Source organism: Paenibacillus sp. yr247 (genome assembly GCF_900103825.1).
Taxonomy (GTDB): domain Bacteria; phylum Bacillota; class Bacilli; order Paenibacillales; family NBRC-103111; genus Paenibacillus_E.
On sequence record NZ_FNIF01000013.1, the window covers coordinates 1 to 26,957 of the forward strand.

General features: G+C 45.2%; 24 protein-coding genes and 2 pseudogenes. 1 reads left to right on the forward strand and 25 read right to left on the reverse strand.

Annotation, left to right across the window (positions count from 1 at the left end; translation table 11 throughout):
- A partial coding sequence (locus BLT91_RS19410; protein WP_141225037.1) for a MarR family winged helix-turn-helix transcriptional regulator occupies window positions 1-350 on the forward strand: 350 nt, incomplete at its 5' end.
- On the opposite strand, the gene BLT91_RS19415 is transcribed toward BLT91_RS19410, so the two are convergent.
- From BLT91_RS19415 to BLT91_RS19535, 25 genes and pseudogenes are all read right to left on the reverse strand, one after another.
- A complete protein-coding gene (locus BLT91_RS19415; RefSeq protein WP_254777029.1) occupies window positions 328-756 on the reverse strand; it encodes an IS110 family transposase in 429 nt (142 codons plus the stop codon). The two genes, BLT91_RS19410 and BLT91_RS19415, sit on opposite strands and share 23 nt — an antisense overlap.
- A gap of 187 nt (window positions 757-943) precedes the next feature.
- Window positions 944-1,597: pseudogene (locus tag BLT91_RS19420) on the reverse strand (ABC transporter ATP-binding protein).
- Window positions 1,598-1,682: 85 nt separating this feature from the next.
- Window positions 1,683-2,318: pseudogene (gene sigK, locus BLT91_RS19425) on the reverse strand (RNA polymerase sporulation sigma factor SigK); the annotation flags it as partial.
- Window positions 2,319-2,729: 411 nt separating this feature from the next.
- A complete protein-coding gene (locus BLT91_RS19430) occupies window positions 2,730-3,434 on the reverse strand; it encodes a sulfite exporter TauE/SafE family protein (protein WP_090823942.1) in 705 nt (234 codons plus the stop codon).
- A 63-nt stretch (window positions 3,435-3,497) separates the two neighbouring features.
- Window positions 3,498-4,316, reverse strand: a complete 819-nt coding sequence (locus tag BLT91_RS19435; protein ID WP_175532404.1) for a sugar phosphate isomerase/epimerase family protein — start codon at window positions 4,314-4,316, stop codon at window positions 3,498-3,500.
- Between the two features lie 68 nt (window positions 4,317-4,384).
- Window positions 4,385-5,416: a Gfo/Idh/MocA family protein gene (locus BLT91_RS19440; protein ID WP_090823947.1), complete on the reverse strand. Its 1,032-nt coding sequence runs from the start codon at window positions 5,414-5,416 to the stop codon at window positions 4,385-4,387.
- A complete protein-coding gene (locus BLT91_RS19445) occupies window positions 5,413-6,237 on the reverse strand; it encodes a sugar phosphate isomerase/epimerase family protein (protein ID WP_090823949.1) in 825 nt (274 codons plus the stop codon). Before BLT91_RS19445 ends, BLT91_RS19440 begins: the two co-directional genes overlap by 4 nt.
- Window positions 6,238-6,255: 18 nt before the next feature.
- Window positions 6,256-7,419: an N-acetylglucosamine-6-phosphate deacetylase gene (locus BLT91_RS19450; RefSeq protein WP_090823951.1), complete on the reverse strand. Its 1,164-nt coding sequence runs from the start codon at window positions 7,417-7,419 to the stop codon at window positions 6,256-6,258.
- Between the two features lie 11 nt (window positions 7,420-7,430).
- A complete protein-coding gene (locus tag BLT91_RS19455; RefSeq protein WP_090823953.1) occupies window positions 7,431-8,303 on the reverse strand; it encodes a carbohydrate ABC transporter permease in 873 nt (290 codons plus the stop codon).
- An 11-nt stretch (window positions 8,304-8,314) separates the two neighbouring features.
- Window positions 8,315-9,214 carry an ABC transporter permease gene (locus BLT91_RS19460; RefSeq protein WP_090823956.1) on the reverse strand — a complete coding sequence of 300 codons (900 nt, stop codon included), beginning with the start codon at window positions 9,212-9,214 and terminating at the stop codon, window positions 8,315-8,317.
- A 69-nt stretch (window positions 9,215-9,283) separates the two neighbouring features.
- Window positions 9,284-10,882 (reverse strand): extracellular solute-binding protein, encoded by a 1,599-nt coding sequence (locus tag BLT91_RS19465; protein ID WP_175532405.1) that lies wholly within the window; start codon window positions 10,880-10,882, stop codon window positions 9,284-9,286.
- Between the two features lie 131 nt (window positions 10,883-11,013).
- The gene (locus BLT91_RS19470; protein WP_090823959.1) at window positions 11,014-12,069 is read right to left on the reverse strand and encodes a response regulator; all 1,056 of its coding nucleotides are present in this window, start codon (window positions 12,067-12,069) and stop codon (window positions 11,014-11,016) included.
- Window positions 12,062-13,861 carry a sensor histidine kinase gene (locus BLT91_RS19475; protein WP_090823961.1) on the reverse strand — a complete coding sequence of 600 codons (1,800 nt, stop codon included), beginning with the start codon at window positions 13,859-13,861 and terminating at the stop codon, window positions 12,062-12,064. The genes BLT91_RS19470 and BLT91_RS19475 overlap by 8 nt, the downstream gene beginning before the upstream one ends.
- Before the next feature lie 200 nt (window positions 13,862-14,061).
- The gene (locus BLT91_RS19480) at window positions 14,062-14,850 is read right to left on the reverse strand and encodes a glucosamine-6-phosphate deaminase (RefSeq protein ID WP_175532406.1); all 789 of its coding nucleotides are present in this window, start codon (window positions 14,848-14,850) and stop codon (window positions 14,062-14,064) included.
- A 7-nt stretch (window positions 14,851-14,857) separates the two neighbouring features.
- Window positions 14,858-15,760, reverse strand: coding sequence for a Gfo/Idh/MocA family protein (locus BLT91_RS19485; protein ID WP_090823963.1), 903 nt, complete (start codon window positions 15,758-15,760; stop codon window positions 14,858-14,860).
- 20 nt (window positions 15,761-15,780) lie between these two features.
- Window positions 15,781-17,049, reverse strand: coding sequence for a DegT/DnrJ/EryC1/StrS family aminotransferase (locus BLT91_RS19490; protein WP_175532407.1), 1,269 nt, complete (start codon window positions 17,047-17,049; stop codon window positions 15,781-15,783).
- Window positions 17,050-17,074: 25 nt separating this feature from the next.
- Entirely contained in the window at window positions 17,075-18,403 is a 1,329-nt protein-coding gene (locus tag BLT91_RS19495; protein WP_090823968.1) for a hypothetical protein, read from the reverse strand.
- 10 nt (window positions 18,404-18,413) lie between these two features.
- Window positions 18,414-19,706, reverse strand: a complete 1,293-nt coding sequence (locus BLT91_RS19500; RefSeq protein ID WP_090823970.1) for a neutral/alkaline non-lysosomal ceramidase N-terminal domain-containing protein — start codon at window positions 19,704-19,706, stop codon at window positions 18,414-18,416.
- A gap of 848 nt (window positions 19,707-20,554) precedes the next feature.
- Window positions 20,555-21,478, reverse strand: a complete 924-nt coding sequence (locus tag BLT91_RS19505) for a hypothetical protein (protein WP_141225038.1) — start codon at window positions 21,476-21,478, stop codon at window positions 20,555-20,557.
- A 343-nt stretch (window positions 21,479-21,821) separates the two neighbouring features.
- A complete protein-coding gene (locus BLT91_RS19510) occupies window positions 21,822-22,913 on the reverse strand; it encodes a lactonase family protein (protein WP_090823974.1) in 1,092 nt (363 codons plus the stop codon).
- A gap of 24 nt (window positions 22,914-22,937) precedes the next feature.
- Complete coding sequence (locus BLT91_RS19515; RefSeq protein WP_090823976.1) at window positions 22,938-23,735, reverse strand: IclR family transcriptional regulator; 798 nt, start codon at window positions 23,733-23,735, stop codon at window positions 22,938-22,940.
- 3 nt (window positions 23,736-23,738) lie between these two features.
- Complete coding sequence (locus BLT91_RS19520; protein WP_175532408.1) at window positions 23,739-24,551, reverse strand: AAC(3) family N-acetyltransferase; 813 nt, start codon at window positions 24,549-24,551, stop codon at window positions 23,739-23,741.
- A 17-nt stretch (window positions 24,552-24,568) separates the two neighbouring features.
- Entirely contained in the window at window positions 24,569-24,976 is a 408-nt protein-coding gene (locus tag BLT91_RS19525; RefSeq protein ID WP_368086834.1) for a RidA family protein, read from the reverse strand.
- A gap of 23 nt (window positions 24,977-24,999) precedes the next feature.
- The gene (locus BLT91_RS19530; RefSeq protein WP_175532409.1) at window positions 25,000-25,833 is read right to left on the reverse strand and encodes an amidohydrolase family protein; all 834 of its coding nucleotides are present in this window, start codon (window positions 25,831-25,833) and stop codon (window positions 25,000-25,002) included.
- Complete coding sequence (locus BLT91_RS19535; protein ID WP_090823982.1) at window positions 25,830-26,933, reverse strand: DUF4432 family protein; 1,104 nt, start codon at window positions 26,931-26,933, stop codon at window positions 25,830-25,832. The genes BLT91_RS19530 and BLT91_RS19535 overlap by 4 nt, the downstream gene beginning before the upstream one ends.
- Window positions 26,934-26,957: the final 24 nt, after the last annotated feature.

Below are 26,957 nucleotides of genomic sequence, written 5' to 3' on the forward strand. Positions count from 1 at the left end.
GTGACATAGGCTTGTTTGCTGGCCAGGAAATTATGCTTATGCAGTTATGGGAGCAAGATGAGCAATCGCAACAAAGTCTGGGCCGCACAATGCGACTGGACCATTCAACGGTGGCCAAATCGGCTCGACGCCTGGAGGATGCTGGATTAGTCACTCGTTCACGCTCACCAAAGGATGGGCGTGTTACGCTTGTAAAACTAACAGAAGCTGGCCGCGGGCTTGTAGCCAAGGCCACTGTCGTTTGGACAGAAATGGAAAGGATAACGGAGAAAGGACTTACGGAGCAGGAAAAAGAGCTGTTAATCTCTTTATCGCAAAAGATTTCAGCTAATATGGAAAGTAAAATGTAACTGATCGGCAATGACAAGCGCATCCATTCGGATCATTCTTAGATGGACTTTTGTCGAGATTCTCCTTGTTTCTTTTGGTGGTGGCCGGATTCACCATGACAACGTTTATGCCCTTGTCGGCAAGCCAATTAGCCAGGTTTGACCCGTAATGTCCAGTCGGCTCCATGTCAATGATGAGTCCCTGTAAACGGTGTTTCTGTTTCAGGCCATCGATCCACCGTACTAATTTTTCGAAGCCTTCAATTGTATTTGAAAATGTGAGATGACGATTAGAAAGTACGATGCCGCGAAAATTAGTCGCTTGTGCGACATGAGTTTCCTTCGCAATGTCGATGCCCACAACAAGATGAGGAGTGGTAATCCGTTCAATACGTTGATTTTGTCCGTCTGTTTGTTTAAACTTCATAGGGAGAGCGCCTCCTTGATGGTATTGGGTTACAAACCCGTCGACAAACCCATCATACCGAGGCGCTTCTTTTTTGACAAAGGCTATTTCTTAGCCCTAACGGGAATGTTTAGCTGAATGCCGGCATTTTCATTGAATAAAATAAACCGAAACCCCTATTTCCCAAGGAGTTCCGGTCTTATAAATACTAAACATCTGTATATAATCGCCCATCCCTAAACCACACAATCCGCTTCGCCTGCTGGGCAATCAATAAGTCATGCGTAATCAAAATAATCGTCCGACCTTGTGCATTTAATTTCTTCAAAAGCTCTAAAATCTCATTACCCGTCTTCGAATCTAACGCTCCCGTTGGTTCATCCGCCAAAATGATCGGAGGATCTCCTGCCAATGTTCTCGCAATAGCAACACGTTACTGCTGTCCACCAGATAGCTCTGATGGAAAATGCTTCTTGCGATCCAGCAAATCCACCGATTCTAGTGCATGTAAAACGAGCGGCTCTCTTTCCTTTTTGCTCATTCCCCGATAAATTAAAGGCAATTCCACATTCTCATAAGCATTTAATCTCGGCAGCAAGTTAAAGCTTTGAAAAACGAAGCCAATCTTCTGATTGCGAATCTCAGCAAGCCCAGAATCCTTAAGTAAGTTTATTGCTTGACCATCCAGGTCATAGATACCTTTATCTACAACATCCAAGCACCCGATGATGTTCATCAATGTGGATTTGCCGGCACCAGAAGGGCCCATGATAGCCACGAACTCTCCATGTTCAATATCCAACGAGACGTCATCTAACGCTTTAATGGTTTCCTCGCCCATCGGTATAATATTTACTGGCATTTTCAATATGAATTAAAGTCATGAACTTCACCTCCATTATTTGATCCCAAATAAATGAAGTATGCCATTCATTATCCTTACCGCTTCGCCTTAAAAACTCATGATAAAGCTTCATAAGAGCCCTTTTCTCTATCCGCGACACATACGAACGCGAAATTCCAAGCTCCTTCGCAATCTCCCGCTGCGTCCGCTCTTCGCCACCCAGTTCCAATCCAAACCTACCCACGACAACCTCTTTCTCACGCTCATCCAGTATCTCTAAATTCCGATATATCTTCGACTTCTCTATCTTCAGCTGAACCTTATCCACCACATCATCGGCCTCCGTGCCGAGGATATCGATCAACGTAATCTCGTTCCCCTCTTTGTCCGTTCCGATGGGATCATGCAGCGACACATCTTTCCGCGTCTTCTTCAATGAACGCAGATGCATAAGTATCTCGTTCTCGATACATCGAGCCGCGAACGTTGCCAGCTTCGTTCCTTTGTTCGGTGAGAACGACTCAATCGCTTTTATTAACCCTATCGTCCCGATCGAGATCAAATCCTCGAGATCTTCGCCCGTGTTGTCGAATTTTTTGAGGTTGTGTACTCGAAGCAACGTAAAATTCCTCGTTAAACGCCTAACCTCTGTCGACTTGGTGGTGATTGAGTTTTGTTTGTATATGTGCAAACGTATTATCTTTACTGGCAAAGTATCGAAGTGTTGCGATGCTGGCATCTAAGGTTTTATACAAAAAGGTACTTTCCCGGTTATTCCGGTGTGCCTTTTTTTTTGAAGAACGATTTAGGTAGAAAGGGTTTGAAGGGCTCTCCTATTGGGGGATCCGTCTGATTGGGAATATCATAGCTGCGTTACCATTTAATGACTGTAGGGATTCTATTGCAAGAATGAATTACTCCAGACTATGTGTTTATCAATTAATTCTATGCAATTAATCCGAATATTTGGTGGATGAGTTGAACAACAAAAAGAGGCGGCGAATGTTTACATGCTCGATCTGCCCCTCTTTGATCATATGCATTTTTTCAATTCCTTGTAACTTGTATTCTGTTAGCACATTCTGACATAATTTCTACCACATCCTGATAACTTTGACGATTTTGAAGATACCTTTTGAACCAGAACTTCCTAGATACTGTGAATTATAGAATTGACACCCGATGCTAGAAGCAGTAGAAAAGTCACTCGCCGGAACCAATTTTGGCTGATTCTCTTATATAACACAGAACCGATTACTTGGCCGATAAAAATCACAGGAATCAGCGTCAAGAACTCGAGCAGGTCAGTCTCGAAACGCCCGCTTGCAAATTGAAGTACCAAGCTGATTGAATAGACAAGACAGTAAAAGGCAATGGACGTCCCGCGAAAAATTTGTTTATCCAAATTTTTCGCGGTCAGAAAGAGGACGATAGGAGGGCCCGGCATTCCAATGCTTGAGGTCAGAAAACCGGACAGAAACCCAATCCGTTTGCCTTCCCCCATTGGAAAGGAAATCCGAACCCTCATGAAGATTGCAGACATGATGATCGAGAAGCCGACGATCATCTTCAGCCACATCATATCGGACGTGTAAAACAAAAGCCCACCGAAAGGTAATCCTAGCAGACTGCCTATAAAAAGACGTTTCAACAAAGGTCTGTCGACATCATTCCATACTTTTGGAAGAGAGGACAAAGAAGAACTCAAAGACAAAAACATGCTTAGAGAGATAGCATAATGGGCTGGATACAACAACATCAAGAGGGGGATGGCTATAATAGCGAATCCAAAGCCTGTGCAGGATTGAATCAAAGTCGCCAGCAAAATAATGAGAAATGTGAGCATCCATTCCATATCCGATTCCCCCTTTGTAGTTCAAGAATTTCGGACATTTCGTAAATCACGCCTCCAGCAACATCATTGCCGTAAACCCAGCTTTTGAACAAGATAATCTCTGCTTATAGCTGTACTTTCAAAAGGAGTAATGCCGGATTGATTGAGCTCAACTGTCAACCACCCGTCATACTGAATGGCTTCAAGTCGTTGTTTAAGATCAGGAAAATCTAAAATCCCTGCCCCCACTTCGCAGAAAAGTGAATTAACGGGTAGATTTTCCGGGCGGTCTTCCCGGATAAGTTCGACAAATGATGGAGACACATCCTTCACATGAAGATATCCAATTCGGTTTTGATACCGAGTGATAAGTTGACCTAGATCTACGCCTGCAATGGCTTGATGCGCTGTATCGATGCATAACTGTAGATGGTGTGAGGCCGTCAATTCTAGGATAATCTCGATTTCTGCTTCATTTTGAATATCTGTTTGGAGATGTGGATGCAAGCATGGAACAACTCCGAATTCATAACAAACGTCCGCCACCTCACACAGCGTCTGTGCTGCCACGTTAAAGTTCTCTCGTGTATAATTCGTTCGCGGCCCTGTCGGACTCAGAATCATTCGGTCGCTCCCCACAGTAGCCAGAAATCTAGCCACTCTGGCGCAATAATTCACAATGTCTCGACGAAATGATTGTTCACCGAATCGACCTCCCCCATGAAGACCGGAAAGGATCATCCCACGAGAATCGAGCAACTCCCGAAAGTCCTCTATTCTATCTTCATACTCGAAGGCCATCCTGGTGAATACTTCACATCCGTGAAAACCAAGAGCGGATACTTGATCCAATCCAGTTATATATTCATTCCCCCATGTACTTAAATGACATGATAGCTTCAACGTAATCCCTTCCTTCGCTTCATTGAATTAATTAAAAAAGGATCGCTTTACAGATGCATATGCCAAAGTTAATCAGTTACAGAAAACGCTAGCGATAGACCATTTTTCGCGGAAGATTGATAAATATATTCGATAAGCTTCACTGCATTTCTTCCGTCCTCACCGGTTACTAGCGGTCTGCGATTTTCCTTGATCGATGCGATCACATCTTCGATTTGGAAGCGATGATAATCACTGTTGATATTACTTGGGTCTGTGGATCCCCCTCCGACCTTACGATCCTCTGGAAATTGCGGGAGAGGGGCATTGGGTACCGTCCAATGAGTAATTTTGGGTCCTTCGATTTTGATTGTACCGCTCTCCCCATAAAAGTTAAGACTCGGGGTGAAGCCAGGTCTTATGCTGGTTGAGCACATGATGGTCGCGAAGGCCTCATTTTCCATTGTTAGCATAGCAAGTCCCATATCTTCTGCTTCCATGTTATGGGTCATTGTAGCTATCCGTCCAATTACCTTTTTCGGTTTCCCTGCTATCCATTGCAAAAGATCGATAGAATGAATGCCTTGATTCATCAAGGCGCCGCCATCCTCGGCTAATGTACCGCGCCAATCCGCAGAATCATAATAGGCCTGAGTGCGGAAAAAAGGTCTAAAAACTTCAATTAGCAGGAGTCGACCAATTTTCCCGGATTGAACAACATCGTGAACGATTTGATGATGAGGGATAAAGCGGCTTTGTGAAACAACAGAAAGCTTGAGCCCTTTTTCCGCAGCTAACGATATCAATGCATCGGCCTCTTGGGAGGTCATTGCAATTGGTTTCTCCACAAGGAGATGTTTGCCGGCATTCAGTACATCCATGCCGATGGCATAATGGCTACCACTGCCAGTTGTCAAACAAATGATATCGATATCACGATTTTGCAGCAGTTCACGATAGTCAGTGCTCCAAGAACAGCCAATCGATTCCCCAAATGCTCTAGCTCGTTCTTGTGATCTACTTGCCACGCCTACAATTCGTGTCCCTTCTATCCCCCGAATTGCCTCCGCATGCACACCGGCTATTGAGCCACAGCCAATAATACCGAAGGCATAACTCATGCCCATTCCTCCTTAAACCGCTCCCTTAATAGTTCTAAAGTAATACGGGTTCCATCCATTTTGCTGCCGCCTTTAGGGGCAAAATGGGTCTCGATTGTATAAAGACCGGTATAACCATCTTGTTTCAAGGCGGCCATCTGTGAGTTCAAAGGCTCATCTCCTAACGCTACATACCAATGCTTCAAATGAAAGTGAACATATAGATCCCTCACATACCCGTAGCCTTCCGGAAAAGAGGAACTCCATCTTTCTTCATTACCAGGATCCCACAACACCTTGAGCGCTGTGGAATTCACTTCATGCACCATACAAGCCACCTCTTTGGCATAACCACCATTACAAGCATGTTCATTTTCTAATAGCAAAATAATACCTTCGGCCATTGCCATAGCTGCGGCTTGTCGTAAATGCGTGATAATTTCTCCCAAATACTGCTCAGGTTCCTGTTCACGCCAAAATGAGAAAATCCGAATGTATGTTGTCCCCCATTTTTTTGCCATCTGAATGGCCTTATGCAGCATATCGTAATGTGCTTCGACTGTTTGAGCACGGTTACCAAATTGATCCCCTATAGCAGTAGGACGGGTGGGATCCAGATGACATTTGAAAATGGGAGATGAAATAGCAGAAATAAATAAACCGCGACGTTGCACTTCTTGAAACACCCTATCCATTTTATCGTCATCCAATTCCATTACATTGATTCCATCTACCATACGGATTTCCACATGCTTCAGTCCATTATGTGAAATCCAGTCCAACGCTTCTAAAAAGTCTATCGAAACCTCATCGGTTATGACCCCAAGTCTATCCCAGAACAACTATTGTCCCACTCCTTGCTAATTGAAATCGCATAGTTCTCCGGTTTTATAGGTTTGCAAAATACAAATACGTTGATTCTCCCATCTGAAAACAACAATATCCGCCGGGGCTCCAACGGCTAATCCGTCCTTCACGGGTAAATCCATAAACAGCGCAGGCCGCAAAGAGGCCATATCCCACGCTTCTGACAATTTACATAGTCCATTGGATGTCAGACGCCCGATTCCCCAAGGCAGCATTTGAGCCGAGCCCGCCAATAAATTCGGTTGATCCTTCAGATGGAGCTTCCCCTCAGGGGTTTTGACAACATAAATCCGATTATGGGAATGATATTCTCCTGCCGGCATCCCTGATAAATGATTGCTATCGCTGACAAGCATCGCCTGTTTGCCCTTTACTTTCATTACGACCTTCAGAAATGAATCAGGCAGATGAAACCCATCTGCAATCAAGCAGGACCAGAGGTTGTCTTGAGCTAGCTGCTCCCAAATGTAATTGGGGTGACGCGGAAGCGTTAAATGAGCGCCATTCCCCAAATGCGTTGACATTCTAGCACCTGCTGTTACAGCCTCGCGAATTTGGCCCGAGGTTGCGGCTGTGTGTCCGATTGAAACCGTAACGCCGCTTTCTGTGCATTTCGCTATAAAATCTGCCGAATCCGGCCACTCCGGTGAAAGCGTAAGTAGCTTGATTAGTCCTTTAGCCGATTCCTGCCAGCCTTGGAACAAATCCCAATCATGTGACTGCACATAAGCTAAACTATGCGCTCCACGCGGACCATCCTCAGGTGAAATAAAAGGCCCTTCCAAATGAATCCCGCCGATGCAGGCGGCTGTGGTTGGATCTTCCGCACATGCCGAAGCAATCGTAGTCAATGCCATTTTGAGATTCTCATTCGAATTGGTCGTAACTGTGGGAAAATAACTCGTGACCCCTTCCCGCCACAGCTTCCGTGTAATCCGCTTGATCCGCTCACAATCGATTGGAAAAGAGCTGAAATCATCATCGTCGTATCCATTAATTTGAAGATCGACTAGCCCTGGACCGATAATAGGCAATTTTTCCTTTTCCATCTGGATTGCTTGAATGTCGGCAATTTTACCATTTCTAATGGTAATCTGAACTGGCAGGTTAGTCACGTAATGTATTCCTATTAGTTGCAGTACTTGGTCAGACTTCATATCATCCCCCCCTATTCCTTCAAGGATCCTACCATAGCTCCTTTTACAAAATACCTTTGGATAGAAGGATATACGAGCAAGATCGGAATGGTGGCAAACAGGATAATTCCTGCCTTCATTTGCTCGGGCGTAAAAGCGCTCAGCAACGAATCGTCGGAGCCAAAGGTACGGCCCGCATCATCCTCAACGATGAGTCGTTTTAAAATAATTTGCAGTGGATACATCGATTTGGCTCTGATAAAGATCAACGCCCAAAAGTACGAATTCCACTGGCCCACGGCATGAAACAAACCGATTGTGGCGACTGCTGGCATCGATAATGGAACAGCAATGCGTCCATAAATGCCAAACTCGCTGCATCCATCCATATATGCTGCATCAAAGATCTCGGCAGATAGCCCTTGAAAAAAAGTTTTCATAATAATGACATTAAACGCACCGAGCGCGTTCGGAATCATTAAAGCCCAAAGTGTATTTTCCATCCCAAGACTACGTACTACCAAATAATAAGGAATCAGCGGTACGGAAAAAATGAATGTGATTATGATTCCTTTCAGGATCCAGGTTTTCCCCGGCATAAAAGGTCTGGATAAAGAAAATGCAATCGTTGAAGTAAAAAAAAGCGTAATTATCGTACCGACAACAGTAATATATATCGTGACCGATAAAGACTTCCAAAGCTCCGGTTGTTGGAAAATATATCTATACACATCAAAATTGAATCCTTTTGGCCAAAAATATACCTGATGGGTGTCCGCAAATTGATGCGAACTTAACGAAATTGCTGCAAGATTAATCAAAGGAGCAACCATTATCAGGCTTAGCGCAATGAAAAATATTCCGTTTATTGTATGAAACAATTTTTCCGACTTGTAAATTGGCATTGTCTTCACCCCTAGTAAATGCTGTCACCGGTCAGTTTTTTACTGAGATTATTCAATCCCACAATTAAGAAGAAGCCAATAATTGACTTGAACAGTCCAATTGCTGTTGAGTAGCTAAATTGGGCGCCAAGTAGACCGATTCGATAAACATAAGTATCAATCACTTCTCCGACATCCCGAACAAGCGGATTCAGAAAGACAAGCACCTGTTCAACATTGGAGTCCAATAAATGGCCGATCCGCAGTAAAAACAATACCACAATAGCAGGCATCAAGCTGGGCAACGTAATATGCCAGATTTGCCGCCATCGGCTCGCTCCATCAACCACAGCAGCCTCGTATAAACTGGGATTGATTCCGGCAATCGCCGCCAAATAAATAATCATTCCCCAGCCTACATCTTTCCAGATTCCGAGGGAAACTAGAATTCCCCTGAAATAATCCACCTGTGTAATGAAATCGATATGGCTTAAACCGAACCAATCCATAAAGTTGTTGACCATCCCTTCAATACCAAGCAGGTTTAGAAAAATCCCCCCAACTATAATCCAAGATAAAAAATGGGGCAGGTAAAGAAAGGTTTGCACCTGTTTCTTAAACCAGATAAGCCTTATTTCATTCAGTAGGAGTGAAAGCAGCAAGGGCGCAGGAAAGCCAAAAATAATCGAATAGAGCGCCAGCACTAGTGTGTTTTGTAATATGTGAAAGAATTCGGCATACGTAAACATCTTTTCGAAGTGTTCAAACCCGACCCAAGAACTGTGGATCATCCCTTTAAACAAATCGTAATTCTCAAATGCGATGATGTTCCCAAGTAGGGGGATGTATTTGAATATCAAAAAGTGGAGTATGCCGGGAAGCGCGATAAGAAAAACTGCCAACCTGTGATTTGCTTGAATCTTTTTGATCATAGGAATCCCCCTTTCTAATGATAGAATCTGTTTCGGAAGCATAGGTTGGATGGAAATAGGTCAAAAAAATTATTTTTTATAAAATTGTTTATACCAAGCAGTGGACTCTTTAATAGCTTGATCGCCGCCGTGTTTCTTCCAATCTGTAACGAAGTTAGCAAACGCTGTGTCAAGCGGCTCGCGTCCGGTAACGACCTTGGCAAACATATCCAGGTACAGCGAACCTGCCTGCCAGCCTAATTCAGGATGTGTCTTCATCGTCAGTAGAATTGGCATATTAATGTCTTCATGTTTGATCGTATTGATTTTTGCATATTCGGTAGCCTGATTGACAGAGGCGGCGTATTTACTTGTATTGATTAATAGAGGTGAAATCCTGGCATCACCTTCCGGATTGATCATCACTCGGAAAAACGTAGTGACATTCTTTGCTTTATTAACTGCGGTTTCTGGGTCAAAATTGATTTTGCCATTCGTTTCCGTAAAGTTTTGATCTTTAATCCCAAAGGCGAAAAATTTATTTTTCTCAGGATCGCTAGAATGCACCCAATCGAAAAATTTAATGACGTCTTCGGGATACTTGGATTTGTTGGTAATGGCATATACGGCACTAATTCCAGTTGATTCCGGAACTAAATTTGCTTTGCCCTGTGCATTTTTCACTCCTGGCAATGCTGCAATATCAGCATTTGGATCCGTATAAGCATCATGGTTGTCGCCGTTCATCAAATCCACCGATTGGTGACTCCACATCCCTGCTTTTCCTTGATGAATCTGCGTCACCCAATCATTATTTTTTAATGTAAATAAGTCTTTATTGATGTAACCTTTGTCATATAGCATCTTGTAAAATTTAATGGCATCCTTCATTTCCGGAGCAATTAAATTTGGTATTAATTGTCCGTCCTTGTATTGCCAAATACTTGGAAATGCATTGAAGTAACCGAAGAACGAATAGGAAAAGTCGAGATTTTCCCGCATCAGATAAGGAATCTCATCATTTTTCCCATTCCCGTTTAAATCGTGAGTTTTTACAGCTTCGAAGTAGGCTAAATAATCGTCCATGGTTTGCGGTTCTTTCATCCCGAGCTTTTGCAGCCAATCTTTGCGATACAGATCCACCAAAATGTTCTTCGCAGCAGTCTTTTTAGGAATTCCGTATATTTTTCCATTGGCATTCACTTTCGGATCATTCCATGTTACTTCGGAAATATCCTTTTTAAGGTTTGGAGCAAATTTGTCGATCAAGGGCCCCAACTCAAGAAATACACCGTTTTCGACAGCTGTGGGATGCGCCCCATTGCTGATGTTATCCGTCCAAATGGCATCTGGGAGATCACCCGAGGCAAACCGGACAGTCAGTTGTTTAAAATAATCGTCATGCCCCAAAATCTCAAATTTGATATTGTACGGTCGACCTGAATAATTGCTAAACAGTCTCGACATTTCTTTCGTATACATGTCATCTTCCTTGACACCTTGTGCATATTCGTTTGCACCATCTTGCATCAAAATGGTAATGTCGATCGGGGTGGAGGTTGTACTAGCATTTGTTCCCACTGCACCCTTCGTATCGCTCGAACTGCTACTGCATGCAGACAACAATGTAAAACTTGCCATAAGAATCGGAAATAAGATAAACCTTGTATTCCTACTCAACTTTTTCATAAACCTTCCCCTCCAATAACCGATTTCTATTTTCATAGTAACGGTTATCAAGCATCGCGAATATGGATATTGTTATTGAATCATGTACAATTATGAATGAATTATTCCATGGAATAGAGCGCTTATATTTATTAAATGATTCCCATATTCGCCCGATATTCGGTAGGCGAGAACTCATATTTCTTTTTAAACACTTTTGCAAAATGTGTATAATCACTGAATCCAATGGCATGGGCAACCTCATATACTTTGAATAACGGATCATTTAATAGATCAAGAGCCTTCTCCATCCGAAGTCGATTGATATATTGGGAATAGCTGATACCAACTTCCTCGCTGAAGCATTTGCTGAAATAATTTGGCGACATTCCTACGGACAACGCGATATCCCTTAAGGAAAGCGTTTCATTCATATAGGATTGATGAATATTGTCCAATGCGTTGCGAATCGTCTTATGTGTTCCCCAATTTCTCATACCGCGAATGTTTTCCATCATATCTATAAGCGTCGCTTGTACTTGCTCGTACAATTTATCGTGGCGACCGAGCGCTTTCAAATTCGTGTATTCCACATAGTGGAAGCGAGAACCGCTTAATTCCCCCAGTTCCGCCATCAATAAGGTCAATACATCCAAGTACATCTCATGCATCATGATCAAATGATACCTTTTATCGACAAATAATTGATGAAGGTCTTTAAGTTCACTAACCATAGCATCCCGATTTAATAGCCAAATGTGGCTGGCTAAACGGTGAATGAAAGATTTGGAAGTCGTATACCAATCACTTTTTTCAAGCAGCTCCTGCTTGTGCTTAATCAGCTTTGCGGCACATCGCATCAAAGTAGCAACTACCTCGTCGGTATCGATTGGCTTCATTAAGTAGTCTGAAGCACAGTTCCATAGGGCTTGGCGGAAGTAGTCCGTGCTGCTGTACCCAGAGATGATCACAATCTCTGGAGCAAGTCCTCGATTCTTGATTTCCTGAGCCAGCTCAAATCCGTTAATCACCGGCATGTGGATATCCGTAATCACCAAATCGGGTTGAGATTCCTCCATAAATGCCAGGGCTTCCTCCCCATTATCTGCTGTACCGATCACTGTAAAATCCGGGAGCTCAGTTTCTATAATTTTTTTCAAGCTGCGTTTGATTGGTAGTTCATCATCTACAATCAGCACTTTAAACATCGATATCCCCCCGAGGAAGCATAATGTCCATTACTGTTCCATTCGCATCGGATTCGCATATGTTCAATCCAAACGGCTCTCCGAACGTCAAGCGAAGACGGCTATGCACATTCCATAGCCCGATACTTTGTCCATGTAAAAATCGACTTTCGGAGACAATCTGATGATTTGTCATTCCTTTAAAGAGAGTGTTCAACATTTCTTTCGTTTGGGTTTCCATTCCTTTTCCAGCATCTTTAATCGTTAATACATAGGCGTTCTTTTCTAATCTCCCGCTAACTCCAATATATTTCGATTTTAGTCCATGCTTTTCATAACCGTGCTTAAATGCATTTTCAACAACCGGTTGAAGCGAAAGCCGAACGGTTTCAACCTTTCGTAAAACCTCATCATCTACATTAATATCAAGAGTTAGATTGCCGTAACGTTCCTTCTGAATGCCTAAATAAGTAAGCAGATGCTCAAATTCCTCTGCCAGTGACACTGGCTTTTTTAGTTCGCCCAAATTAAAACGCAGCAATTTAGCAATCGCATTCACCATTTTACTTATGGGCTTGATTCCCGCTTCAATTGCGTAAGAATTGACTACTTCTAGTGAGTTATACATAAAATGCGGGTTAATTTGGGACTGTAACAAAAGAAGCTTGGATTCCATTTGCTTCAATTCCATTTCTTTTTCCTTCAATTCAGCATGTTGCACGACCTCCAGCAACCTCTTGATTTCTGAGACCATTTTATTAAAGCTCCAGTATAAGCCGTTAATTTCACTGTGATTATGAGTAGCGGGCGCTCTGACTTCAAGATCGCCCAGCTCCGCTCTCTTCATTAATCTCCGTAAAATCGTAATCGGATAAGTCAAGGAAAGGGAAAAGGAAAAAATAACGATTACGGCTAATATAAAGAGCAATATACCAATAAAGAAGGTCAGTTGATTTAATCGACTCAGGTCTCCATTCAATTCTTTTAGCGGAATTCGATCAGTCAGCTGCCACCCTGTAGATGCAAAACTATCGTATAAAACCAATTTCTTCTCTCCGTGCGAGGAATCGATATAAAAGCCACTGCCACTAAGCTTTGGGTAATCAGGAAACTCATCAGCCAGCGGCTTTCCCCATGATTGCTGGTCCGGGTGGTAAATAATGTTCCCTATTGAATCGGTTACCCATAACTGGTCCGATTGTCCCAATTTGATTTGCCCTATCATTTTTGACAGGTCGCGATAATTCAAATCGATGATAAGCATCCCTACCGACTTGTAGGTAACGGGATCGATAAGGTTTCGTGTAATGGTTAGCACTGGATTAGAGTTAAGGAAACGTATGCCAACAATATTAAAATTTTTGCCTTTTATACTTTGATTAGCATATTTCTTATAAGCACTTATTGAACTGGCGTCTTGATTACTGCTGACGGCCGTACCATTTTTGGCGACAATTGATAGATTCGTGACATCGGTTCGACCGGATACTAGATTAAGAAACAATTCGTTGTTTATACGTCGATTCCAGAGATATTGGTCATAGATATCATTTGGATCTGTATTCAGAAAGTTTTTGACGAGAGGGGATGTTAGGAAGGGAGAGGTTTCCTTTTCCAATTCCTTGAAATAGGAATCCAAATGATCGTTCATTTGTTGGATCATTTGCTGTGAAAAGCGGATCACATAATTCTCAATGATTTGAGTCGAAGTGTTATACCAATAAAAACCCAAGAGCAGAAAGGGAATACCAAAAAAGATAAATACAAAAAGGATCATTTTTTGGTTGATGGTAAACGTATATTTATTATGCATACATCCCCCTCCTTTTTAAAAACGCAAAGACATTTATACTTTATGTTATATAATATAACATTTTAATTCATTAAATAAACTGATTATTTAAACATTTATTTCAAACAATTTTAGCCCTAATAATGCCTGTTATCAGACATTTGTTAGGGCCATTTTTCCACTAATGATTACAAAATTATTTCAGCTTCATCTCAACGGTGTTATTCTCCGTATGACTCCATATCTACATATAAACTGCAATCCGGATGCTGGCGCAGAATGGTTGCCGGGCATGCGATACTAATTGCTTCATTTAAAGTACGCCGCACAGCTACCCGCTTGGATAAGCCTGGCACCATGCAGAATAGATGTTTACCTGACATTAGTGTCGGTATGGTCAGAGTCATTGCATGAGTCGGTACCTCACCGATTTCCGCGAAACAACGATCATTCACCTGTTGTTGCCGGCAAGCCGTATCGAGTTCGACTACTTTAACAGTTTGCTCATCTTGAAAATTGGCCACGGCTGGGTCATTAAACGCGATATGTCCATTCTCACCGATCCCTAGGCAGACGATGTCAATCGGTGCTTGCTGCAAAAGAGCGGAGTACCTGGCACATTCTTCTTCAGAAGATTGTGTGCTGTCAATCAATAAAACTTCTCTAGGTTGTACCCGATCGAACAGTTTATTGCACAAATATCGAGCAAACCGCTGTGGCGCATCCACTGAAAGCCCGATATACTCATCCATGTGAAAGACCGTAATGCGTGACCAGTCTATGCCCTCTATTGTGCAAAGAGTCTCTAAAAATTCATTTTGGGAAGGCGCTGCCGCGAAGATCATCCGCAACTGCTTTTGGCTAGCCAACAATTCTTTTATTTTAGCCGCAGCATCTATACCAGCAGAAACACCCAATGATCGTCTGCTATCAAATACATTAACCTTTAGTTTGTCGAACTGTTTTGTTTTTAAAGGCTCAATTCTAATCGCTTCGATTGCTTTCACCATCCTTATTTTACAGCCTAACGGTTTTGCCAGTTATCCGGCTTTCGTTAGCAGCTTCAATGAATCTAATGATTTCGATCGTTTCCAGAGGATCTATATCAGACTTGCCCGTGTTGCACATCTTGATTATTTGTTCCAGCATGGTAACGTATTTCGACTTTTCCTCAACTGAAGTATCGATGAACTCGGTTGCTTTTTCCCGATGGATCCAGACCCCTTGGCTTTTATTGAGCAAATGATTTCCACGCATGCTTCCCACTCTGCCATCTTCCCAAGTCCCTATAACAATATCGCTAGCCTCACCAGCAAAAGTAATAACCTCTTTACAACCACTTCCGAGCAAAGCATATAGACATTCAACGATATGAATTCCATACCAGAAAAAACCTGGCTGCGTCGACTCAAAAGCAAGTGTTCCAAAACAATCCACGTTCACAATAGCCCCGTAATCATTGTTGGTTTTTGCCTGCAGAATCCTCTGCGCATACCGCCGAACAGAGCAACTCATCACGGTAACCTTATAGTGCTCGGCAATTTTCATAATAGCAACGGCATCTTTATAACTTACCGTTAAAGGCTTATCAATAAACACTGGCTTCCCGAATGGGGCAATTGTGCGGAATAGATCGAGATGGGATCGTCCGTCAACGGCTGTTAAAAGAATCGCATCGGCGAAATCGGCAACTTGCTCAGGCGTATCGACTATTTTAATGCCGTAATTATCACGAAGTTCGCTTGTATAACCCTCTACGCGATCCATGCTGAGCTTAAAATCGGACGAACCACCTGGATAACCGATCACTACCCTCCCCCCAGAAACGTGCTGTTCATTTTCAGTTTCGTTTAACAACTGTACAAATATTTTTACATGCGATGTATCAAGTCCGATCATTCCGAGTTTTAGATCTGCCATTCAACACCCTCCAATGAAGTTTAGGCTAATCCCAAACCGATATATACTTTAATAATCGCTTCCGCAATATCGTCTGCATCTGCTTCTGTTAACATCGGATTGATGGGTATGTGGACGTAGCGTGAAAGCAAATTTTCGGCTCTAGGACACATCCCTTTTTCATAAATGACAGGATGACGGAATGGATAATTAAAAGGAAAATGATCTCTATCCACTGTTTGCTTATTCATCAAGTAAGGGATCATGTATACAGGTTTACCGCCGTACATTTTAAAGCAGGTTACGCTTTCAGCTTCTACCGCACGGGAAAACTCATCTGCTTTTTCCGAGGTTGGCAAGAAAATTCCCAGAACAGATCGGCTGTCCCCTTCAATATCCATGGATTTACGCAATTGAATTCCCGGTATACTCTCTTGTAGTTTCTTGCAAATCGAACGATGATGCTTCTGCGCAGTTGAGATGATGAAGTCAAGCTTTTTCCACTGTTCGAGAAGAACGGCACCCGTAAGCTCACTCATTCGGTAATTTTGACCTACCATACCATTTGCTTCATCCGTCGTTTCCATTTGGTATCTCGATTTTTCCCGAAATCCACCCTGGTCATGATAACGAACGGCCCGTTCAAACCATTCTGGATTTCTTGTAGCAATCGCTCCACCCTCACCGGCAGTCAAAACCTTCTGCATTTGAAAACTGTAAGCACCTATGTCACCGATGGTACCGGCCTGTTGTCCTTTATACTTCGTTCCTAGTGATTGGGCTACATCCTCAATTACGTAAATAGAATGCTTGCGGGCAAATGCCATAATCCGATCCATATCACATGGATTCCCGTTAATATGAACAGCTATAATCGCCTTAACTTCCTCATCGTAAATCCTATCCAAATCATCCGGATCCATATTCATGCTTTCATCTATATCCGCATAAACCGGAACAGCGTTGCAGCAGATAACCGAACCAGCCGTAGCAGTAAACGTATTGGCGGGTATGATCACTTTATCCCCATAACCAATACCGAGTGCTTTTAAAGCTACAATTAGGGCAGAAGTTCCAGAGGTTACACCCAATACATACGGAACATTGAAATCAGCTGCCATTTGATCTTCCAGTTGGGTCACACAATTCAGGGAATTCAAGCCATAATATCGGAAAGGCGATTTCGCAAGAACGACTTGTTCTACAAGCTTCGCCTCCTCTTCTCCAAGTACGAGTCCGCCGCGTACCATGGGGGGGAGTGGTAAGTTTCGAACAGCTTTACCACCGTGAATCGCTAATTTTTTTTCCATACCTAATCCCTCCTGAATCATTTTTTTACATGTTAACTATTTGTTCAAAGATTGTTTGTTCCACGTCGGGGGTCAACGGTCCTCTTAGATCGTGCGTCAAGACTATTTCCGTTTCGTATCCACCCTCCAAAGCCATTTTTGCGGTGGGAATATAAGTGGATACCCCATTACTGTAGCCAAGCACAATTGTTGTCTTGTTCAAAAATAATTTTTTGATTTTTAAGGAGTATTCTGTAGAAACCTCCCCCTCCATAGCGATTAGCCTGGTTTGACGGTCCAAATCCCAGCACTGAATGTAATGCTGGATACTGCGTTTTTCCGTACCTTCGCGGATCGCCCGAATCATCCTTCGGGCGGCACGTTTACGCGCCTCGCCCTTTGTTGGGTCAGTTAAAATCGACTCTATTTCGGCAAGGCTCATCTCCGTAGTTTGCAGCTGTACATCAACTAACTTAGTGCGAAAATCTCCGTTTATAATTACGCCGTTATCATTGTTCAGTAAGCCGACTATTTCGTTAGCAAACCCTGACCCTATCTCTTGGATTTCATCCTCAGTCAATTTCTTAAAGATATCGCCGCACGCACTTTTTCTCGGCCTGAGCTCCGCCGCACATCCTTGGATAAAAATGGCGATAGATTCAGGGAAATAATTTTCTATTTCAACACGTGTAATCCCAACATAATCAGATGAAATTTGGTAGCTGTTACGGCATACAGGGTGGCACGCATAAAAGAATAGAATCCCTCGCTTAGTATGATTTGTATCGCTTAACTGAAGCACAAGTAAATCATTATCGAATTCCCCATTATAGTTTGGCGCGAACTTCGTACCTTCTGCGGTAACCAATCTCCGATTTAACGCCAAATTTGAAGTCCCTCGGAATAGTTGAACTGTTCCCTCAATCCATTGCTTCATGCCTGACAATACCATTTGCACAACTTTATTCTTGATAAAGAGAAAGTAACGGATATCTTCAGTAAAATTGACATCCTCTTTGGTTTCCGGCCACTTTTCCTGATCGATACTGTAGTTCCCCCTCCTAAGATCGGGGTCTTCGCCAGTTACAAATATAGAAGAGTGGGTATGAGAAAAGTTGATTAAAATATCATCCTCCTGAAAACCAAAATTACGTTTCAATTCGTTCTTCATTCCAGTAACAAAACTTCGATCGCCGCCTAAAAAGTCAAAGGTAAGTATGAGTAACGTCTTATTGGACTTGAGTAAGACAACCTGTGCATATATCGGATCAAGTACGCCCTCACTCTTTCGATTTCTATCTCCATAACCCGCTAAAAAAACCGGACGATCAGGTGTAATATCTTCTTTCGAAAGAAAAAATTTCATCAGGTACATCAAATCCTTCCTATGGAACCTTAACTAAAGTAGACAGTTGCTCTCGAATAGCATCCTCCAATCCAGCATCAAAGGGAGCGGGTAAACCGAATCCGACAATAAAATCATTTGATTCGTAGCCCCCTTCCTCAACCTGCAGCCGTGTTGGCAAGTAGCCAATCATGCCGTTGCTGTAAGGAACGGGAAGAATCCTACCGCCAGACATTGCTTTGATCATGAGCCCGTATTCAACCACCGCCTCCCCATTAAATGAAAGAAAGGAGAGACCTTCGGCTATGTCTAAGCGTGTCATTTCCAAATTTCGATAGGGCAGCATCCGCTCTGGTTCCTTCAGCAGCAAAGCCGCCCAATCGGACCTTGCACTATTGTCATTTTTCGACAAACTAATTAAGAAGTCCCTTCCAGGAAGCTGCTGCAGATTGAGCAGGGTTGTCATTCTCATCCCGGTTAACGAGCGTGGAGCGAGCTGCTGCATACTTGTTTGCAAAACGGATAAAACCTCATCCGCTAGTTGTCTGCCATAATGGCAAACTTCATAATCGCCCCCACGATAAAAATCACCGTCACGAATCAATCTCGGTCGAATATCCCCGCAGCATCCCTGCAAGAAGGCGGCTACACTCCCATTTCCTATGCTTTGCTCTACATATTGCATGGCTTTGCCCGGAAATTCGAAGGAAACTTTATTGTCATTTGTCGTTGTTGGGTGGCATGTATAATGGACGAGAATGGCCTTTGTAATTTCATCGGATTTAACGAAACGAATGACATTGACCTCCGGATCCACAGGACCTTCTTCGTTTGGCTTCATCATTATTTTACCTTCAAACCACTTTCTGCGATGGATACCAATGGAACATTTTCCTAATCCGCGTTCCACCCGAACAGGCTCCATTGTGCTCCAAGCCAGCTCAATACCGGCGAACAACTTGTCTTCAAGGGTGTCGAGATAATCCAGATCTACCATGCCGATGCGTGGAAAATACGTACTCGTTTGTGGCCCAGAATGCGTATGGGTGGCATTCAAAATTACATGATTTGGAGAAATCCCCCATCTTTCTTGTAATCTGCCATAAATACCCTGCATCCTGTCTGAACCCCACCAAAGGAGATCCGCAGAAACAAGTAAGCTGCTGCTAATTGTAGTATCATTCTCCGACCGCTCCTGAAAAAAATAAATTGTAGCATATAGCGGATGATTAACCGCATCAAATACAAAATTTTCTCTGAGTGCATAGCCTGCAAGCGGAATAGGCTTTTCCGGTGTTATGTCTACTTTTGCAACGCCAAGAATTAAACTCATAAAAGCACCTCCTTCTTGTTTCCAGTTTATTCCACATTCCTCTGGATAATTTTACTTAGTCATAGTTTAATAAAACAGACTTTAAACGGATATGTTTTTTTTAACGTAATTGTGTGTTTTAATGAATGAAAATATGGTAGTCTTGTCAATTTAGTGAAATGAATTGCGGGATAAGAAAAATACAACTTCCATACGCGGTTTCAAAACATGCAGGAATGCTGAACAGTTGTTGAATTGAATCAAGTGTTACTAGGGTGAACCGTAAAAAGTCCTTACGTTAGCGGAAAGGCAGAATCGAACAGACCCTCATGTTGAAAAGGTCTGGCAGCATATCCACTTGAAATTAGCTAGAAGAAGTTATGATAGAAACGTGCGGCTACTGGAAACCAAGGGCTGTTGCTACCGTAATTCAAACCGATGCTTCGAACCTGGAACCAGACGGACTGCCATGAAGACGATGTTTTGGGAGTTTGTAAAATAGACTGTGTAAACGGTTGTGGTGCAAAACTTTAATTCATGATAAGCATATATGTGAATTTCTGCACAACCATCCCCATCTAACATTAACATCAAGACACTTATTACTTATTTCCAGTTCTAGAACTACTGTCCCGCCATCTTCATCTCTTTTATGTTCTGTTTTAATACGTTCTGATTCTCGATTACTGCCATCATAAGACGCCCCTGAAAAATAGACCAACCAGAAAACTCTGTTGATTGAATGATAAGAAAAAAACACCTACTCTCTATGCAGACATACAATCGTCATGCATTACAGAATAGGTGTGTGAACAGTATCGTTTTTCATTATACACATTGAGCAACTGAAATTAATAAGTTTTCTCTGCTTACAGCAAGCGGGATATTACAGTTTCCGCGGCTGACTCGAATAATTGCTCGATGTTCCGGTCCCAACGCGATGGATAACCCCACGTGCGCCATGCATCCACCTCGTAGCCTCCCTCGTCGTACATCGATCGACGCGGGATATAGCCGATTTGGGCATGGCAATAGCCTAGGGTAATCAGTCTCATCCGCGGATGACGTTCCTTCACGCGAAGGCCGTAAGCGGACGTCACCTCTCCAGGCTGACCCAGGATATAGACGTCGCCGATCCGAAGTCCGTGAAATCGGGCTTCTACGCTCTGGGGCCAAACAGGCTCCTCCTGAAATCGCTGCAGCTGATAGCGTGCCCAGCGGGCATCGCCGAGATGCGTGCCGCAAGCACGTTCCTCAAGCTCGGCACGGGCAGGGAAATGTTCAAAGGATAGATTACGAGAAATGGTGAAGCTGGACAAGGTATTGCCCGATATGGGTTCCATTTTATGGGCTAATATAAGCAGCACTTTCCAAGCAAGACAGCGACCAGTTGCCTCCATGTCCTCCCATTGGTCATCCAGAAGGTAGCGTTCCTTCTCGCTGCTGTGGACGCCGATCACGGCATCGGCACCGCAGCCCTGAAGGAACATAACCCGAGCGCCCAATACGCGAGATTCGATTACCCGACGCGCAACTCCAGGATATTCCGCCGAGAAAAGCAAATTGTTCGTCATGGTAGGATGACAGCCATAGCTGAACAGAATGAGTTTACAGCTCCCATCGGGAAGGTAAGCTGCCAATACGGGCACCTCATGATCCACAGCAGCGAACGGGTTCGCGGCGAACAGATTTACGCCATCTTTGATCAGACGACGTGAAACTGCTAGGTCGCAGCTACCGCTTCCGAATGAAAACGATACGGTTTCTAGATTCTCCTTGGCCGCACGGCACACCTCGACGACATCTTCGAGCAGCGTTTCGAAATAATCCGGGGAGAATACTGCATGCTCAAAGCCCGGCGTTGGCTCCCTGTAGAGCGGAGCGCAGTGGGTGTGGGTCCAATGGACCAGCACCTGATCGGCGTTAAGCCCCCAAGCCTCGAAAAGGCTTTTCTGCAAGGCATCGGTCCAGGCTTGAGTAATACCGACTTGATCCAATACAACCATAATGTGGTCGAAATCAGAACTTTGCAGCCATGCCACTTGAGCGCGAAGCTCGTCCCGGACCCCTTGCGAAGGATCCGTCCGGCTCGAAAAGCCCCCTAACCAAGTGCCGACGGGAGGCGTGACAATACGTTCAGCAAAACCCAACTTCATTATGTTCATCCTCCCTGCTCATCCATATACAAGTCGGTTTAACCATACCCGTCAACTCACTAAACATCTTAAGTTCGCCTGTAACTGGATCGACTTCCAGCGTGACAATCGAATCGGAATCTTTATTGGCGACAAGTATGAAACGCCCATCCGGGGTCAACGCGAATGCGATAGGCGTTTTTCCTCCTGTATGCGTATGACGAGGCGCTGATAGCGTCCCATTGGAAGGGTCGATGCGAAAAACCGCGATGCTGTCATGTCCCCGATTCGAGCCGTACAAAAACGTTCCGCACGGTGAAACGTGAATATCCGCGCAATAATTGATACCGGTGTAACCGGACGGAAGCGCAGAAATGTACTGAATCTCCGTAAAGGATAGACCATCACATGAATAGGAGAATACGCTGACAGTGCTATCCAGCTCTCCGATCACATACAGGATCTGTAAAGTAGAATGAAAAGATAAATGGCGTGGCCCCATTCCAGAGCGAAGCGCTATATCAACCACTTGCTTCAACGATTTCTGTCCGGGCCCCGCCTCATATACGATTAAACGATCAATTCCAAGGTCGGCGACAACTGCATAAGGTCTCGCCGGATGTTGAACCACCGCATGCGGATGCGGTTCTTCCTGCCGGGATGGAATGGGGCCAGAGCCCGAATGTAAGGACACGTCACTGACGATATCCAACGCTCCATTTTCCCGGATCGGCAGCAAAGCAACGTTTCCGCTTCGATAGTTCGTGACAAACAACGCGCTTCCATCCGGATTTATGCTCAGGTGGCAGGGCAGACCCCCATGAACCGGCTGTCTGTTGATCTCGATCAGACCTTCGGTTGTGTCGAACCGATACGCGACAATGCTGCCTTCATGGAATCCCGCAGCAGCATACAAATAACGACCAGCTGGATGGTGAATGAAAAAAGAAGGATTCTCGAGACCGACAATCGGTTCCGTGACTTGAAGCGCTCCCGAAACCGAATCGAACGTAAACCGGTAAAGGTTTGGAGCGTCCGTTCCCGCATACGATCCTACATAAACGGTAACCTTGTGATTGTTCACTGCTAACACAAAAAACGACTCCTTCCGCTTCCGCTAAACCTCTACGTTAGACACCAGAGACGGGCAGCCCAAAGCCGACGAAATCCGCTCAGCCATCTCCATTACCTTCTTGCCGAATTCCGGAATACGGGCGACCGGCAGCTCCCGGTGCAGGCCAATGATACTAATCGAAGCCGTCACCTCGCCCAAGTGGTTCCGGATCGGCGCGCCGATACACCGCACTCCCAGCACTTCTTCCTCATCCTCTAGCGCATATCCCAGCTCACGTACGGTCTGGAGCACCGCCTTGAACTCTGCCATTGTAGCAACTGCTTTTTCGGTTCCTCCCCCTAGTCCTCGGGCCGCTATAATCTCATCCACCTGCTCCTCAGTCAGGAAGGCTGCAATCGCTTTGCCCACGGAGGTCAGGTGTACCGGTGTCCGCTTACCGACGTAAGTGTCGAACTTAATAAAGCCTGTGCCTTCCACTTTCTCCAAATAAACAATATCCGTGCCATCCAGCATGGCCAAATGAACCTGTAAACCAATTTCATCGCGAAGGGCTATCATATACGAAAGCGCGGTGGACCGAACGTCCAAATTGTTCAGAACCCGGCTGCCTATTTGAAAAAGCCGCAGTGTGGCACGAAATTTACCCTCAGGAGTTTTTTCGATGTATCCCTTCATCTCTAGGTTCTCCAAAAGAACAAAAGCACTGCTTTTGGCCAGCGATAGCTGCTCGTAGATATCAGCAAAGCGCATCCCTTGGGGGGATTCGCTTAGAAGCTCCAAAATCTTGAATGCCCGGTCAACATTTGGGATCAACTGGGATTTGGATTCCCTTTTATTCATCGTTTAATTTTCCTCTCCTTTCCATAAACTTGCACTAAGCCGTTTATGGCCCCGGCTGCAACGGTAGCAGTCCAGATCGCTGCAAAGCAACGCACCTGCATTTCGCTCTAACAGGTCCATAGTCGCGGAGATCACATCCTGCCCGGACACCCACTGAGCTAGCCCCTTTCCGATCAAGCCGTCTCGAATCACTCCACGCTGACGAAGAGAAGCTTCGATAACTCCGAAAGCGCGGCTGCAGCCTGGGTATTCAGTTAAGTTCACTTCCTGTTGAATGTCTCCCGCGATTGGGATACGGCTGGGCCAGCGAGGGTTGAATGGAATATCCAAATAAGGAACACCAGCATACGATTCACCTACGTGAACCGTAGAGTTACTCGTATGACCTACACCCAGCAGCAGAATGCCGCCACCCGCCTTGGCCACTTTGTCCATAGGACTATCGATACCTAGACCCGGTACTTCGTGATGTCCTTCGCAGAATTTCGCGGCATCCTCGCCGATAGCCGTCACCGAATGGGTAGGGTGATGGGAGCGAACGGCGCCGCGGCGTATCCGTAGAACCTCGTTTAACATGCCTGTTCTGCCCGGTGTCGCTCCGGGGTCGAAGATATCATTATTGTACGTGAAAGTGGGTGCCATCAACAAACCGCTTTTTCCAATGCACTCCAGCAGCGCGTCAAGAACAGTCTCTGCGCCGCCCTCGACAGGGCCGAGGCTGCGAAGGGAACTATGGATGACGAGGCGGGTGCCGGTATGAATGCCTAAACGGCGGAACGAATCAACCAAGGACTGCTTCGTTAATGCCAGCGGCATAGGGAGATCACCTCCATTCATTCGTCCCGTTTTGTCAGCCGATTCAATGGAGAATACGCAATCACGTCAATCTCCACAAGAGCTTTGGGCAGAAAGCTGCCCACCGTAGTCCTTACGGGTTTGGGGGGTGAGAAGTACGTGCCGTAAACCCGGTTGAAGGCCTGGAACAAGCTCATGTCCTTAAGATGAACCGTTGATTTTACCACGTCATCGAGCGTTGCGCCCCCCGCTTCAAGAATAGCAAGAATATTTTCTAACGTACGTGCCGTTTGCTCCTCAATACCCTCCGCCAGCTCTCCGGTCGCCGGATCTCGCCCAATCTGCCCTGAGACGAACACGAAGTCCCCGACCCTCAACCCTTGAGAGTACTCGCCTACCGCAACCGGCGCCCGGTCTGTCCACAACTCCTGCTTCCCCATGCTCATTTCCTCATCCTCCGTTAATGCTTTTAAGCCAGATTAAGATCCGCCAAAATGTTGTTGTTCAATAGAGCCTCCATATCCTCGGGCGTGAAGCTTGGGAAAGGCATCTTTTGCGCATATTCGGTCATTTTCCAAAGTCCTTTGATCGAGTCATCAACGGTGCAAATCGGGTAATCCGTTCCGAAGATTAATTTTTTCCAAACCCCGTATTCTTTAGCCAACGTGAGGGAGTTATAGAGCTGCCACGGCCGATAATAAAGCGCCGAGACATCGGCGTAAACATGGGGATGCTTACGGATTACACTAATAGTCTCGTTCTCCCACGGATGACCAAGGTGCGCAATGATGATTCTGAGCTCAGGGAAAGCCAATGCAATTTTCTCCACCTGCTCCGGGTGTGCCCATTGCATGGGGGCCCGGCGTGGGAAAGTGGTTCCTTGATGGGTCAGAATCGGTACCCTGTTATCCTCGCAATAACGGTAAATTCGCAGCATCCTCTCGTCCATCGGATCGTAGGCTTGGTAAATGGGACTTGTTTTCAGCCCCCTAAGGCCCAGATTTTGCACGCATTCCTTTAGTTCATCCAATGCATTGTAGTCATGCGGGTCCACACAGGCAAACCCGATCAGCTTTTGCGGATCCCTCTGGCAATACTCAGCTACGTATTCGTTAGGCACTTCAAACCCCAGGTGACGGCTGCGGAAGGCCAGTACGATACATTTATCAACCTGCTTCATTTCCTCGTAGTGCTCATCCGGAGTAGTTCGTTGTACGGGTTTGCCGCGCATTTTAAAGCCTTCAGCCAAATATTCGGTACTATAATGTTTCGGTTCTCCCAAATGCGTATGGTAATCTATCAATGCATGCCCCTCCCAATCTGCCATTCTACTTCGCCATTCTGTGAAATTCGTTGCAAAGTCCCCTCATACGGAAAAACGATAGCGTGGTACTTCAGTGAGCGTCGCTCGTAAGGGGCGAAGAGCAGCGCGGTACCATTGGCGACAGCGCCAGCAAGTCCTGGCAGCTCCTCATCCGGGATGCTGCTGAAAGGCTCAATCCCCATCGTGTAGGCACGGCCGAACCAGGGAGCGTCTGCACTTCCGCCCAACTCCTGCCAAATCCAAAGGTATGGCCAGTGCTCAAGGGGCCAGCTCATGCCAAAGCCCATACCGATCCGCGAGTTGCACGCCGCCGCCCAGCCTTCGGCCAGTTCGGCGGCAAAAAGCATATCGGACGCAGGGTACTCCCGAGGTGGCATGCGCCGTAAATCAATCGGCTGACCGTTTCTTCCAGGCAAGTACGGCCATGCCCCAGACGTCCCGGGCACCACCCGGCCTGGCAGGTCCTCCCCGGAAGGAGAGCGGGAGATACGGCAAGGAGGCAGATGCAGCTCCGTCTCCGGTCCCAGAAACGGCTCGCCCAACGCCGGATGCTGCCCCCACATACAGTGCAGCGGCTGCGGGCTCAGATTCTCTACCGTCTCCTCAATCTCCAAGATCCCGCCGCCCCGCTTGAGCCGCAACGTACGCTCCATGCGAAACGGCAGTCGTTGAGCCTCAACACGCATCAAAAGAGCCACCTCTTCAGGAGTATCCTTAATCACCTCATACTCCCAACCCATAAGGCTTACTTCACCATGCGTCCCCTGGTTAGCGCCTTTGTAGACAGAGGCTGCACTGCCGGCCGGAAAAACCGTTTGCCATCCGCCGGGGTAGTGATCAATCCAGTTCCCGCGCGGATTGGCCACAGTAGGTATCCAACTGCCCCATGTACGCATCCCCCAAGGAGCCCGAAACATCACATCCACATCCAGTGGCTTATAACGAAATTCCACTATGCTCCCTCCTTGATCGAGAAGCAGCGTGACCGCCAGCGTTTCGTTCTCCATCATCGCGATCCGTTGTCCCCGATACATGTAGTCGCAGCTAATGCGAGCACCGTTGATGCGCGGTACGTACATCGTTATCCCTCCCTACTGATTTGC